Source organism: Alteromonas sp. AWJ4_197, assembly GCF_056160285.1.
Map to the genome: position 1 here is coordinate 268,412 of NZ_JBSWWW010000005.1, position 13,838 is coordinate 282,249.

Sequence of the window (13,838 nt, forward strand, 5' to 3'; positions counted from 1 at the left end):
CTTTTTTATTGCTTTTTCGGGGCTGCCGGCAACTTGACTAAGTCACTGAAGTTGTTAGACTGCCCTCGCTTAATTTGCGGACTCCGTAATAAGCATTAGGCCAAGGGGTGCCGTCTTTACGGCTGAGATCCATTCCATGGGAACCCTTAAACCTGATCCGGATAATACCGGCGTAGGGATGGTGATAAAAGCAATCTGAAAACCTCAATACCTGCCGTAAAGCCGGATCTTTTTGATGATTAAAGAGATCCTAATGAAAAAAAACGCAATCCTTCTCGCACTACTTGCACTGCCTGCTTTTGCTGATGACACAGCAGACATCGAACGTATTACCGTCAGCGGTGATTTCCGCACAGCGACTCTCGATCAACTCAGTGCCAGCGCTTCTGTGTTATCAGGCAACCGCCTGGACAGCCGTCAGGCTACCTATATTGACAACGTATTAAGTATTGCGCCGAATGTGAATTTTGCGGCCGGAGCATCCCGCGGACGTTTTATTCAGATCCGGGGGATTGGTGAGCGCAGCCAGTTTGCTGAACCGATTAATCCTTCAGTCAGTTTCCTGGTCGACGATTTTGATTTCTCCGGTCTTGCTGCAGCAGGTGTACTTTTTGATACACAGCAGGTAGAAGTTTACCGGGGACCGCAGGCGACAGTCTTCGGAACCGGTGCCCTGGCTGGTGCGGTTAAGATTGTCAGCAATGCCCCCTCAGAAGAGAGTGACAGTCATTTTGAATTGTCTGTGGGAAACACATCTTTCTTCCGCGCTGAAGGTGCCCATGGCGGACAAGCGTCTGATTCTCTGGCCTGGCGTGCAGCATTTGTGCACAACAGCAGTGACGGTTTTATTGAAAATGACTTTTTGGGTGCCGACGATACCAACGGGATTCATGAGAATGCAGTAAGGCTGGGCACACTGTGGGATGTGACTGACAAAACATCCGTTGCGGTGGATTTACGCTGGTACGATATCAATAACGGTTACGATGCTTTCTCACTGGATAACAACCGTCACACATTGTCTGATGAACCCGGCTTTGATGAGCAGGAAACTAAAGCGGTCAGTGCACATATCAATCATGAAACTGCCGGAGGTTTGCTGGAAATCATTGCGACTATGGCCGGTCATGATATCGCTTACGGCTACGACGAAGACTGGACCTACACCGGTTTCCACCCCTGGGGCTATACGTCCTTTGATGCATATTACCGGGATGTTTCCCAACAATCTGCCGAGGTGCGTTTTACTTCTGCAGAAGATAAAAAAATCTTCAATGACACTACGACCTGGGTTATCGGCGGCCGCATCAATCAGAGTGAACAGGATCTACTGCGTCAGTATACTTATGCTGACGGCGACTTTATCAGTACTTTCGAACCGCAGACAACAGCGGTTTACGGTCAGCTTGATACACAGCTGACTCCGTCTTTATTGCTGACGTCCGCGCTGCGTGTTGAAAATTATGCCTATGATTATGCTGATAATGCGCAGGTTGTGTACGACGATGACACGACCATGACCGGCGGCAAACTTGCACTGACCTGGGATATGGGAGGGGACTACCTGTATGCCAGCGTATCCAGAGGCTACAAAGGTGCCGGCATTAACTATGATGAGCAGGTTAGCCGCGAGCGCCGCTTCTTTGATGCGGAATACAACTGGAACTATGAGGCAGGCTACAAAGGCAAATTGTTTGTTCCTGAATTGACAGCCCGCGCAGCAGTTTTCTTCATGGAAAGGGAAGATACCCAAATCAGCGATTTTGATGTTCAGGAACGTGAAGACGGTTCTGCCGCCTTTATCGATATTACGGCGAATGCCGATGTGGGCACAAATAAAGGGGCAGAACTGGAGCTTTCCTGGCAGGCAACGTCGTCCTGGACAGTGCAGGCCAGCGCCGGTTACCTCAGTGCCACCTTTGAAGGTTACGAGACAGCCGACGGTGAATATGTCAGTAAGCAGCGTCAGGCTCAGGCACCCAGATATACAGCGAACCTGTTCAGTGAGTTGTGGCTGACTGATTCTCTGGTATGGCGCGCTGATATGGACTTTAAAGACGAATACCGCTTCTCTGATGGCCATGATGAAACAGCGCCGGCCACAACGTTGTACAACACAGATATCACCTGGGTAAAAGGCATGTTGCGCACCACACTGTGGGTGAAGAACGTGTTTGATAAAACCTGGTACACCCGCGGTTTCGGTGGATTCAGTAACGACCCCCGTGATTACTATGAGTTTGCTGAACCTTATTATCAGTTAGGTGACGGCAGACAGTTCGGCGTCACAGCCCGTTTTCAATTTTAAGGAATCTCTATGCAGGTCATGGTTGAGTTATCTCTGTATCCTCTGGTGAATGAATACATTCCACCCATAAAGTCGTTCATTGACAGACTGAACAGTTACGACACCCTTGATGTGACGACCTGTTCTACCAGTACACAGGTCACCGGCGAGTATGCCGACGTTATGGCGGTACTGGGGAAAGAAATGCAGCGCACCCATGAAGAAGTCGGGCAGGCCATTTTTGTGGCCAAGTTTCTGAACTTCGATGTGATGCAGGCCCGTAAGGATCAGGATGACTGATTTCATCCCGCATTTCTTTGAACAGATAGCCGCGACATCACTGGCCGAGTGGGTTGCTGTGGTGCTGGCGCTGGCCTATGTCTGGCTGGCTGCCAGGCAAAACCGCTGGTGCTGGCTTTGTGCATTTATCAGCACGGCTATTTATACCTGGCTCTTCTGGCAGGTCACACTGCCGTTTCAGGCCATCCTGAATCTGTATTACATGGTGATGGCAGGATACGGGTATTATCAGTGGAATCGTCAGGCTGCCGGCGACGACCGGGTGCATTCCTGGCCATGGTATACCCATGCCATGCTGGTGCCGGGACTACTCCTGATTGCCTGGGGCTTATCCCTCTGGGCACAGGGGCAGTTCAACAGCGAACATCTGCTGCTTGATGCAAGCATTCAGGTGGTCAGTGTGGTGACTACCGTGATGGTGGCCCATAAGGTTTTACAGAACTGGTTGTACTGGATAGTGATCAATCTGGCTTCAGCTTATCTTTACGCACAAAGCGGCCTGATGTTGTCAGCGTGTCTGTTTCTGGGATATGTCGGATTTGCCGTATTTGGTTATGCACAATGGCTGAAACAATGGAAGATGCAGGAACATGACGCCCGCGCTTATCGTTAAAGCGTTAGCAGAGCCGTTGAAGCTTAGCGGTAATGCCATCTGTGAATCACGGCAGGGCGGGGATGTGAACCGCCTGTTCAATATCACTGACGGTGAGCGTGAGTTCGCTGTTAAGTGGTCTGCCGGTGATAGTTTTACCGGTGTAAACAAACATGCTCAGTTTACGCTTCAGAGCAGCCTGTTCCGTCAGGGCATTGCGCCTGAACCTGTGTGGCTGAGTCCTGACTGCACGCTGTGGGCAGAACGCTGGGTCACCACGGATGCGGAACCGGCGAACAACGCAAACAGTGAAGACAGCATCATTCTGCTCGCCGTTGCGTTACACACCATTCACTGTACAGCTATTGACGCGCCACCTCTGTGTCTTGAGCCCAGACTGGTGCGCTATTTTGAAAGTGCAGATCTTGAGAGCAGTCATCCCCTGGCTGAAGCATTGAGAAACGTGATTGATTCCGGTGATGCACAGCAGCCGCCTGCTGAACAGGCGGTGCTTTGTCACAACGATCTGTCTTTGCCGCACATTGTGAGAACCGGAGCCGGTGGCGCTAAACCCGTTATCGTAGACTGGGAATATGCTGCCAGCGGCAATCGTTATTTTGATGTGGCATCCTGTGCTGCGATTAATCAGTTAAATGACGAAGCCGCTTTGCGCTTGTATAAACACTACGCCGCTTTAAGCGGGGCCGCTGAAGAGAAGGTCATCTTTGCCTGTGAACAGCAGCGCCGGGTGGTAAATGTCACTGCTGCCCTCTGGCAGGCAGCACTGGAAACCACTAACCGGCAGAAGGGGAGTGAACCGGAGTAACAGCCATACTGTGCGCTTTTTGTGCGTATTGTGCGAATGCCAGGCAAAGGCACTGGTTTTGCTGTTTTTTTGCCATAAAAAGGCTTTACCTTTGTTAACGCATACGTATAATGCACAGCGCGCTAGGGGTGTAGTTCGAATTGGTAGAACAGCGGTCTCCAAAACCGATGGTTGGGGGTTCGAGTCCCTCCACCCCTGCCACTTTTCCTCTGAGTAAGTTATAGTGTTCCTACTTTCTTCCACTCAAAAGTAAATCCATTTTCATGACGTCCGGTTTAAATCCATATCAAATTGCTGTTCTTCAGGAAATGGGTATCTGTGTATGGCAATCTCAGGCTGTATCACAGACTCAGGCAACATCTGCTGCCGGTAACAGTCACACTGCTGAACTAACGCCTTCCGGCGCTGCCGTTCCATCTCAGTCTTCTGGTCAACCCGCCGCAAATGGTCAGGCCCGCATTGCGCAGCTTCGTTCCATGCTGGGAAATAAACCGGATAAAAAACCATCTGCCCCGGAAAAAGTGCAGGACAATGAAGCAAAACCGGCATCACCGGTGGTTGAAACCATTGATCCCCGCAGCTTCGGAACTGCCGGACAAGACATCTTGCAGGCGTTGTCTCTGTTTCACGATGCAAAGTCTGTTCGCTGGCAATATGGTTCAGAGTTGTCCCTGAATAATAATATTCTTTCATTACCTTATAAAACTGCGCCATCAGACGCTGCGGAAAAGCGCCGTCTGTGGCAGATCATTTGTGCCGGTCAGTAAGTGATGCCGTCGTTCACACTCCAGCCACTTTCTGAAGCCCTGATCAATGACGCCCATGCTATTCATCAGCAAGCCACTTATAATCCCTGGTCCTTATCTACCTTTGCGGACTGTCTTACACCGCCCTATGCGGGTTTGGCAGCACTGAACAGTGAGCTTAAGCTCTCCGGTTACGCAGTGATATTACTGGTTGCCGGCGAAGCCACGTTAATGGACATTGCAGTTGCTGTTTCTGACCGGGGGCAGGGTGCCGGAAAACAGTTATTAGACGGTGTGATTGCATGGTGCCGGCAACAACAGGCTGAGTCACTGTGGCTCGAGGTAAGAGCCGGAAACCACAAAGCCATTTCACTGTACGAAAAAGCCGGTTTTGAAGACATCGAAGTGCGTAAAAATTACTACCCCTGTGATGGCGGTAAAGAAGACGCGCGGATAATGCGTATGTTGCTTGCTTAGGGCGTCAGCGATTATACCCGGCGGTTGTATCCTACAGAGTAAACCATCTCCCGGTCAGAAAAATAATTTGAAATCTCATCCAAATTCCTCTCTTCACGTATAATTAACAAGAGTGTGTTTTGTTCAATTAGCAGGTGAATATGATGGCTGACAGCAATAAAAAAGCCCGTGAACATGAACGGGAAATCACGCTGGCGGAAGAAGACTTTCGTCATGATGAAGAAGAATTCGATTCTGTCGCCGGGGAAGAAGATCCCGGGGCCGCGTTAGAAGAGCTGGTAGAATACGATAAATCCACACCGGAGAAGAAAAAGTAAGGCCTCCGGCGTACAAACTTTCTGCCTGCCGGTGCAAATGCGCCGGCGGATTTCCCCCGCAGAGAAAAGGGCGGCAATTTTTCTCAATTCTGGTATCATGCGCGCCAATTTTTGAAATTCAAGGTGGCGCCGCCCGCAAGCTCTGAACCCGCGTCTACCCTCACACAGTGACAGATCAGAATATCCATGAGTAACCTAACCAGCGAAATCAGCAAACGCCGTACGTTTGCGATTATCAGTCACCCCGATGCGGGTAAAACTACCATTACTGAAAAGGTCCTTTTATTCGGACAAGCTTTGCAAAAAGCCGGTACCGTGAAAGGGAAGAAGTCCGGTCAGCATGCCAAATCTGACTGGATGGAAATGGAAAAAGAGCGGGGGATCTCGGTCACGACCTCGGTCATGCAGTTCCCTTACCGTGAAAATCTGGTGAACCTGCTGGATACGCCGGGACACGAAGACTTCTCTGAAGATACCTACCGCACACTGACTGCCGTTGACTCCTGTCTGATGGTTATCGATGCGGCAAAAGGTGTTGAGGATCGTACCCGTAAGCTGATGGAAGTTACCCGCCTGCGCGATACGCCTATTATTACCTTCATGAACAAGCTTGACCGCGATATCCGCGACCCGCTGGAGTTGCTTGATGAAGTTGAAAACGAGCTGAAAATCCTGTGCGCGCCGGTGACCTGGCCAATCGGCTGTGGTAAAGAATTCAAAGGTGTTTATCATCTGCACCGTGATGAAGTGATTTTGTATAAATCCGGTCTGGGTCACATGATTCAGGATGTACGCATTATCAAAGGTCTGGATAATCCGGAACTTGAAACTGCTATTGGCAGCGGTTTGCTGGAAACATTGAAAGACGAACTGGAGTTGGTTCAGGGGGCGTCTAACGAGTTTGATCAGGAACTGTTCCTTGAAGGGGAACTGACACCGGTATTTTTTGGTACTGCACTTGGTAACTTTGGTGTTGACCATATGCTGGATGGTCTGGTTGAGTGGGCGCCTGCGCCGCAGGGACGCCAGACAGAAGACGGTGAAATCAGTGCTGATGCGCCTGAGTTCAGTGGTTTCGTGTTTAAGATCCAGGCGAATATGGATCCTAAACACCGCGACCGTATTGCCTTCTGCCGCATTGTTTCCGGAAAATACGAGAAGGGCATGAAAATGCGTCATTCACGTATTAATAAAGACGTCCGTATTTCTGACGCGCTGACCTTCCTGGCCGGTGACCGGGAACTTCTGGAAGAAGCCTATGCCGGCGATATTATTGGTTTGCACAATCACGGGACTATCCGCATCGGTGATACGTTCACGTCTGGCAATAATTTCCGCTTTACCGGTATTCCTAACTTTGCGCCGGAACTGTTTAAGCGTATCCGCCTGAAAGATCCGCTGAAGCAAAAACAATTGCTTAAGGGACTGATACAGTTGTCTGAAGAAGGGGCTGTGCAGGTTTTCCGTCCTCTGATCAACAATGACCTGATCGTCGGTGCGGTAGGTGTACTGCAGTTTGATGTGGTTGTGGCCCGCTTAAAAGCGGAATATAACGTAGATGCAATCTACGAACATATCAGTGTGAGTACAGCCCGCTGGGTATACAGTAAAGATGCGAAAAAGCTGGATGAGTTCCGCCGTAAAGCTGAACAAAACCTGGCGCTGGATGGCGGTGACAACCTGGCCTACATTGCACCCACTATGGTGAATCTGCAACTGGCTAAAGAGCGTTACCCGGATATCGAATTCAAAGAAACCCGCGAACATTAAGAACAGACAGAAGACGAAGAAACGATGAACATACATGCTTTATTAGTCAGCCGTTTTAGCGAAGCACTGGAAAAATTAGGTGCTGAAAATGCGCCGGTGCCTGTGGCACGCAGTTCGCGGCCTGAGTTTGGTGAATATCAGTTCAACGGTGCGATGGCACTGGCGAAGCAGTTAAGACAAAAGCCCCGTGATATTGCGGAGAAAATTGTTGAACTGGTTAACCTGGATGACGTTGCCAGCAAGCTGGAAGTGGCAGGCCCCGGTTTTATTAATGTGCATCTCAGCGATTCGTGGCTTGCGAATCAGTGTGAACTGGCACTACATGATCCCCGCATGGGCGTGGCAAAAGACAGCCAGCAGACCATTGTGGTGGATTACTCTTCCCCGAACCTTGCTAAAGAAATGCACGTGGGCCACCTGCGTACCACTATCATCGGTGACGCTGTCGTAAAAGTGCTGGAGTTCCTTGGTCATAAGGTTATCCGCCAGAACCACATGGGGGACTGGGGGACTCAGTTCGGCATGTTGCTGGCACACCTGTCAGACAAGCTGGAAAGTGAGGTTGCGGAAACCGCACTGTCTGATCTGGAAGACTTTTACCGTGAAGCGAAAGTACGCTTCGACGAAGAAGAGGGCTTCGCTGACCGTGCCCGTGAATACGTGGTGAAATTACAGGGGGGCGACGAGCAGTGCCTTACGCTGTGGAAACAGTTCATTGATGTATCCGTTCAGCACAGCGAAGAAGTGTATGACAAACTGAATGTCAGTCTGACCCGTGACGATATTATGGGTGAGTCTGCCTATAATGATGATCTGGCGAATGTCATCCGTGACCTGAAAGAAAAAGGCATTGCGGTAGAAGATCAGGGTGCACAGGTTGTGTTTATTCCTGAATTGGCGGACAAAGAAGGGAATCCGGCGGTGTACATTGTGCAAAAATCCGGTGGCGGCTACCTGTATTCCACTACCGACCTTGCAGCTATGCGCTACCGCAGCGGCAAACTGAACGCTGACCGTACCCTTATTCTTACCGACGCCCGCCAGGCGCTGCACTTTAAGCAAACTGAAATTGTGGGCCGTAAGGCCGGTTTCATGAAAGCAGAACAGACTTACGAGCATTGTCCTTTCGGTATGATGCTTGGCAGTGACGGCAAGCCATTTAAAACCCGTACCGGTGGCACGGTGAAACTGGTTGAGTTACTTGACGAAGCGGTAGAGCGCGCAGGCAAACTGATCAGCGAGCGGGACAATGACCTGTCAGCAGCTGAGCTGGCTGAAGTGGCCCGTAAAGTGGGTATTGGTGCGGTTAAATACGCTGACTTAAGTAAAAACCGTACCACGGATTACGTGTTTAACTGGGACACCATGCTGAGTTTTGAAGGTAATACCGCGCCTTATCTGCAATATGCGTTTACCCGCGTTAAGAGTATTTTCCGTAAATCCGGAATTGCGGTGGCAGATCTGAAAGGTGCAATGACCTTTACCGAAAAGCAGGAGCATGCACTTGCTGTGCTGTTACTGCAATTTGAAGAAGTGATTGGTCTGGTATCCCGTGAAGCAACGCCTCACGTGCTGTGTACTTACCTGTACGATGTGGCAAGCGCATTCATGAGTTTCTACGAAGCCTGCCCGATCCTGAAAGACGGTATTGATGAAGCGGTGCGTAACAGCCGGCTTGAACTCGCTGCGCTGGTGGCCAATACACTGGAACAGGGTCTGAGCCTGCTGGGTATCGAAACACTGGAAAAAATGTAAGTTTATCAGGCAGTACTGATATCAGAGAAACCGGCAGTCGCTTGTGGCGTCTGCCGGTTTTTTGTTTCCGGTCAAATTTGTACGCCGGATCAGGCAAATTGCTCTGTGAGCCAGTTTATGAAAGTGCTGATTCGTTTAGGCATATGGCGTCTTGATGTGTAAACCACGGAAAGTGGCAGGGGTGGGCAGGTAAAATCATCCAGAATTGTTACAAGCTCGCCACTGGCAAGGTAATGCTTAACCCCGTGATGAGGCACCTGAATGATTCCCAGTCCCGCCAGACAGGAGGTCAGGTAGGCGTCTGTAGTGGCCACAGATACCCGGCTTGTCATCGCTACCTGATAGTTATGCCCGTTGTGAAAATAATCAAAGGAATCTGCAGCGGGGCGCATATCCGGTGAGTAGCCCACCACGAAATGATTGCTCAGATCAGCCGGTGAAGCAGGGTGTCCATATGCTTTCAGGTAAGCGGGGCTGACACAATTCACCATCGCAAAATTACCCAGCGGGCGGGCGATGAGTTCGCTGTCTTTAAGCGTACCTGCCCTGATCACACAATCCACGCTTTCCTTCACCGGATCGATGCGATAGTCCGCGCCGAGCAGGCGGATGCGGGTTTTCGGGTGCAGGCGGAACCACTCAGCCAGTTTCGGTGCGACGACGGAGGCATATAACCGGCCCGGCATATCTACCACAATGTCTCCGGTCAGCTGGCCGGCATCGTCCTGTAACTGGCTCTCTACTGCATCGAGATCGGCCAGAATACGCTGACACTCAGGAAGGTATTGTCTGCCGGATTCTGTCAGCGTGACCTGGCGGGTACTGCGGTGAAACAGGCGGGTTTGCAAACGGGTTTCCAGTTTTGTCACTGAGGATGACACCGCGGATTTAGGCACATCCATCTGGCTGGCTGCCTGAGAAAAACTACCGGTTTCAGCCACGGCAAGAAAACGGCGCATACATTCTACAGTGTCCATCACACTTCTCATTGTTCATTTTATGTGAACAGTGTGTCTTTATTTGCCCTGTTTATCAATATAGTGCGGAACGATACTCTGAACCTGTCATTAATTTCCGCCTTAAATCAGGCGGACACAGTAAGGAAATAACTATGAGTGATACCGCACTGATCACCGGTGGCAGTCGTGGCCTTGGTCGCAGCACAGTACTGGCTCTGGCAAACAAAGGGGTGAACAGCATTTTCACGTTTGTTCACGACGAGAACGCTGCAAAGGATGTGGTTGCTGAAGCAGAAAAGCGGGGCGTAAAGGCCGTGGCGCTGCAGTTTGATGCAACGAAATTCAGCGATTATTCTTTATTTATCAGTACCGTGCGTACTTGCCTGCAGCAACACTTCGGGGGCGGCAAGCTGAAGTATCTGGTAAATAACGCCGGCACAGGACTGCATAAAGCATTCAGCGAAACCAGTATGGAAGAGTTCGATGCCCTGTCAGATTTGCATTTGAAAGCACCGTACTTTCTGACGCAGGCACTGCTCAGTGATATTGAAGATAACGGACATATTCTGAATATCTCATCGGGTCTGGCCCGGTTCAGCTGGCCCGGCTCAAGTGCTTATGCAGTGATGAAAGGTGGTGTGGAAGTATTGACGCGGTACCTGGCAAAAGAGTTGGGCAGCCGGGGGATCAGCGTAAACACCATCGCACCGGGTGCCATTGCCACAGATTTCGCTGGCGGTACGGTAAGAGACAACCCTGACGTGAACCAGTTTGTCAGCAGTGTAACGGCTAAGGGCAGAGTAGGGGAAGCTTCCGATATCGGCCCGGCAATCGCCAAAATACTCAGTGATGATTGCGCATGGATGACCGGTCAGCGCGTGGAAATTTCCGGCGGCATGTTTTTGTAAAATCATCAGATTTGTTTGTTTTTATACCGTCCGGTAAAGGCTACATAGCAGTTGCCGGACACATCCCTTCGCCGTAACCGGTCATAACCACTGAAAATCTGGTGAAATTCGCCTGATTCCCGGTGCGCCTACTATCAAAATCCCGCCAGATTCGGTACTATCCGCCGTCCTGTTTTTTAATTTATCTCCTGGCGAAATCATGTTTGAAGTAAATCCTGTCAAAAATGCCATAGCAGATATCCGGGTGCGCTCTGAAGCACTTAGGGGGTATCTTTGACTTCGATACGAAGTCTGAACGTTTAGAAGAAGTTAACCGTGAGCTTGAAAGCCCGGACGTCTGGAATGAGCCTGAGCGCGCACAAGCCTTAGGGAAAGAAAAAGTAGCCCTGGAGCAGGTGGTTGAAACCATTCAGAAGCTCGAACAGGGTGCTGAAGACGTTGAAGGCCTTCTGGAACTGGCCATCGAAGCGGAAGATGAAGAAACCTTCGAAGAAGCGAAATCTGAACTGGATTCCCTTGTTGAAGTGTTGGAAGTCCTCGAATTCCGCCGTATGTTCGCAGGCCCTAACGATGCCTGCGATGCGTATATCGATTTGCAGGCGGGTTCCGGTGGTACGGAAGCTCAGGACTGGGCCAATATGCTTCTGCGTATGTATTTGCGCTGGGGTGAAGCACACGGCTTCAAAACAGAAATTATCGAACTGTCAGAAGGCGAAGTGGCGGGTATTAAGAGTGCCACAATCCGCTTTGAAGGCGAGTATGCGTTTGGCTGGCTTAGAACGGAAACCGGCGTACACCGCCTGGTACGTAAGTCACCGTTTGACTCCGGGAACCGCCGTCACACGTCGTTCTCTTCTGCGTTCGTTTATCCTGAAATTGATGACAATATTGAAATCGATATCGATCCGTCTGATTTACGTATTGATACTTACCGCGCCTCCGGTGCCGGTGGTCAGCACGTTAACAGAACAGACTCGGCGGTTCGTATTACGCATGAACCCACGGGCATCGTAGTGCAGTGTCAGAATGACCGCTCACAGCACAAGAATAAAGATCAGGCGATGAAGCAACTGAAAGCCAAACTTTATGAGTTTGAGTTGCAGAAGCAGAATGCTGAGAAGCAGGCGTTGGAAGATAACAAGTCTGATATCGGCTGGGGCAGCCAGATCCGCTCTTATGTGCTGGACGATTCCCGTATTAAAGATTTACGTACAGGTGTAGAAACCCGTAATACGCAAGCCGTCCTCGACGGTGATTTAGATAAATTCCTGCAAGCCAGTTTGAAATCTGGCCTGTAAATTACACTAAAAAGTGAACAGGTTATGACCGACCAACAACTCGACGAAAATAAACTCATTGCCGAGCGCCGGGCTAAATTGAGCGCGATTCGGGAAAACTGCCGTGCAAATGGTTTCCCCAATGACTTCCGCCGCGAAAACTACGCTGAAGAACTGCAGGCGCAGTTCGGTGAAGTGGAAAAAGAAGTGCTGGCGGAACAGGGTAATAAGGTTTCCGTGGCCGGCCGTATTATGGCCAAGCGCGGTCCGTTTCTGCTGCTGCAGGATATGACCGGTCGTATTCAGGCTTACGCCGACAAAGAAACACAAAAAGAAATTAAAGCGAAATTCGGTAGCCTGGATATCGGTGACATCATCGGTGTAGCCGGCGACCTGCACAAGTCAGGTAAAGGTGACCTGTACGTGAACATGGAAAACTGGCAACTGCTGACCAAATCACTGCGTCCGCTGCCAGAAAAATTCCATGGTCTGAGCGATCAGGAAACCAAATACCGTCAGCGTTATGTGGATCTGATCACCAGTGAACATACCCGCCGCAACTTCAAAATCCGCAGTGCCCTGATTAACGGCATCCGTCAGTACCTGACCGAACGTGATTTTATGGAAGTGGAAACGCCTATGCTGCAGGTCATTCCCGGCGGTGCAACGGCCAAGCCTTTCGTGACTCACCACAATGCGCTGGACATCGACATGTACCTGCGTATCGCCCCGGAGCTGTACCTGAAGCGTCTGGTTGTGGGTGGCTTCGAGCGGGTATTCGAAATCAACCGTAACTTCCGTAATGAAGGTTTGTCGACCCGTCACAATCCTGAGTTCACCATGCTGGAATTCTACATGGCCTACTCTGATTACAATGACCTGATGAATCTGACTGAAGACATGCTGCGCAAGCTGGCTCAGGACATTCTTGGCACGACAGAACTGGTTAATACTACCCGTGACAGCGAAGGCGAAGTGACGTCTGAAACCCGCTATGATTTCGGTAAGCCTTTCGATCGTCTGAGCATGGGCGAGGCTATCCTGAAATACTGGCCAGAAGCCAACGAGGCTGCTATCCGCGACCCGGAAGCGCACCTTGATGAAATGAAAGCCATGGCGAAACAGCTGCACATTAAAGAGCCTGAAGTAGACGGGATCTGGGGTGCAGGTAAGTACCTTTGTGAAATCTTTGAGGCGACAGCTGAAGAGAAACTCATCCAGCCTACGTTTATCACTGAGTATCCCTGGGAAGTGTCTCCGCTGGCCCGTCGTAACGACGACAACCCGTTCATCACTGACCGCTTCGAGTTCTTCGTGGGCGGCCGTGAGCTGGCTAACGGTTTCAGCGAGCTTAACGATCCTGAAGATCAGGAAGCCCGTTTCCGTAAGCAGGTTGAAGAAAAGGATGCCGGCGATGATGAAGCCATGCACTTCGATGAAGATTACATCCGTGCGCTGGAATATGGCTTGCCGCCAACAGCGGGTCAGGGGATCGGTATCGACCGTCTGGCGATGCTGTTCACTGACAGCCCGACAATCAAAGACGTTATCCTGTTCCCGCACATGAAGCCGGAAGTACAGGAATAAATTTCTCTGCTGATTGTTAAAAACGGTATGCGCGTAA

13 protein-coding genes, 1 tRNA gene and 1 riboswitch are annotated in these 13,838 nt (G+C 50.5%); of the genes, 13 read left to right on the plus strand and 1 reads right to left on the minus strand.

What is annotated here, in order from left to right; all coding sequences use genetic code 11:
• Window positions 1-93: 93 nt before the first annotated feature.
• Window positions 94-196, plus strand: a riboswitch (TPP riboswitch).
• Window positions 197-253: 57 nt separating this feature from the next.
• The 10 genes from ACXAGC_RS12880 to argS all read left to right on the plus strand — a co-directional run bounded on the left by ACXAGC_RS12880 (window position 254) and on the right by argS (window position 9,070).
• Window positions 254-2,308, plus strand: a complete 2,055-nt coding sequence (locus ACXAGC_RS12880; protein ID WP_474844713.1) for a TonB-dependent receptor — start codon at window positions 254-256, stop codon at window positions 2,306-2,308.
• A gap of 9 nt (window positions 2,309-2,317) precedes the next feature.
• Window positions 2,318-2,587: a hypothetical protein gene (locus ACXAGC_RS12885; protein ID WP_119500648.1), complete on the plus strand. Its 270-nt coding sequence runs from the start codon at window positions 2,318-2,320 to the stop codon at window positions 2,585-2,587.
• On the plus strand, window positions 2,580-3,200 hold the full coding sequence (gene pnuC, locus ACXAGC_RS12890; protein ID WP_303575320.1) for a nicotinamide riboside transporter PnuC: 621 nt from the start codon (window positions 2,580-2,582) through the stop codon (window positions 3,198-3,200). Before ACXAGC_RS12885 ends, pnuC begins: the two co-directional genes overlap by 8 nt.
• A complete protein-coding gene (locus ACXAGC_RS12895; protein ID WP_474844714.1) occupies window positions 3,178-4,005 on the plus strand; it encodes a phosphotransferase in 828 nt (275 codons plus the stop codon). Before pnuC ends, ACXAGC_RS12895 begins: the two co-directional genes overlap by 23 nt.
• 124 nt (window positions 4,006-4,129) lie before the next feature.
• Window positions 4,130-4,206 (plus strand) — tRNA-Trp (locus tag ACXAGC_RS12900).
• Window positions 4,207-4,268: 62 nt separating this feature from the next.
• Entirely contained in the window at window positions 4,269-4,772 is a 504-nt protein-coding gene (locus ACXAGC_RS12905) for a hypothetical protein (RefSeq protein WP_474844715.1), read from the plus strand.
• A 3-nt stretch (window positions 4,773-4,775) separates the two neighbouring features.
• Complete coding sequence (gene rimI, locus ACXAGC_RS12910) at window positions 4,776-5,228, plus strand: ribosomal protein S18-alanine N-acetyltransferase (protein WP_474844716.1); 453 nt, start codon at window positions 4,776-4,778, stop codon at window positions 5,226-5,228.
• A 140-nt stretch (window positions 5,229-5,368) separates the two neighbouring features.
• Entirely contained in the window at window positions 5,369-5,545 is a 177-nt protein-coding gene (locus ACXAGC_RS12915; protein ID WP_474844717.1) for a hypothetical protein, read from the plus strand.
• 186 nt (window positions 5,546-5,731) lie between these two features.
• Entirely contained in the window at window positions 5,732-7,315 is a 1,584-nt protein-coding gene (gene prfC / locus ACXAGC_RS12920) for a peptide chain release factor 3 (RefSeq protein WP_474844718.1), read from the plus strand.
• A gap of 24 nt (window positions 7,316-7,339) precedes the next feature.
• A complete protein-coding gene (gene argS / locus ACXAGC_RS12925; protein ID WP_474844719.1) occupies window positions 7,340-9,070 on the plus strand; it encodes an arginine--tRNA ligase in 1,731 nt (576 codons plus the stop codon).
• Between the two features lie 89 nt (window positions 9,071-9,159).
• Here the strand turns inward: argS and ACXAGC_RS12930 are convergent, their stop codons facing one another.
• Window positions 9,160-10,047: a LysR family transcriptional regulator gene (locus ACXAGC_RS12930; protein ID WP_474844720.1), complete on the minus strand. Its 888-nt coding sequence runs from the start codon at window positions 10,045-10,047 to the stop codon at window positions 9,160-9,162.
• A gap of 134 nt (window positions 10,048-10,181) precedes the next feature.
• Here ACXAGC_RS12930 and ACXAGC_RS12935 point away from each other — a divergent pair, with 134 nt between their 5' ends.
• From ACXAGC_RS12935 to lysS, 3 genes are all read left to right on the plus strand, one after another.
• Complete coding sequence (locus ACXAGC_RS12935) at window positions 10,182-10,937, plus strand: SDR family NAD(P)-dependent oxidoreductase (protein ID WP_474844721.1); 756 nt, start codon at window positions 10,182-10,184, stop codon at window positions 10,935-10,937.
• Between the two features lie 199 nt (window positions 10,938-11,136).
• Window positions 11,137-12,235 (plus strand): peptide chain release factor 2 gene (gene prfB / locus ACXAGC_RS12940; protein ID WP_303575307.1). Its coding sequence is split into 2 segments (ribosomal slippage): window positions 11,137-11,211 and window positions 11,213-12,235, totalling 1,098 coding nucleotides; the frame shifts between segments, so codons are not numbered across the junction.
• A gap of 24 nt (window positions 12,236-12,259) precedes the next feature.
• The gene (lysS, locus tag ACXAGC_RS12945; protein WP_474844722.1) at window positions 12,260-13,801 is read left to right on the plus strand and encodes a lysine--tRNA ligase; all 1,542 of its coding nucleotides are present in this window, start codon (window positions 12,260-12,262) and stop codon (window positions 13,799-13,801) included.
• Window positions 13,802-13,838: the final 37 nt, after the last annotated feature.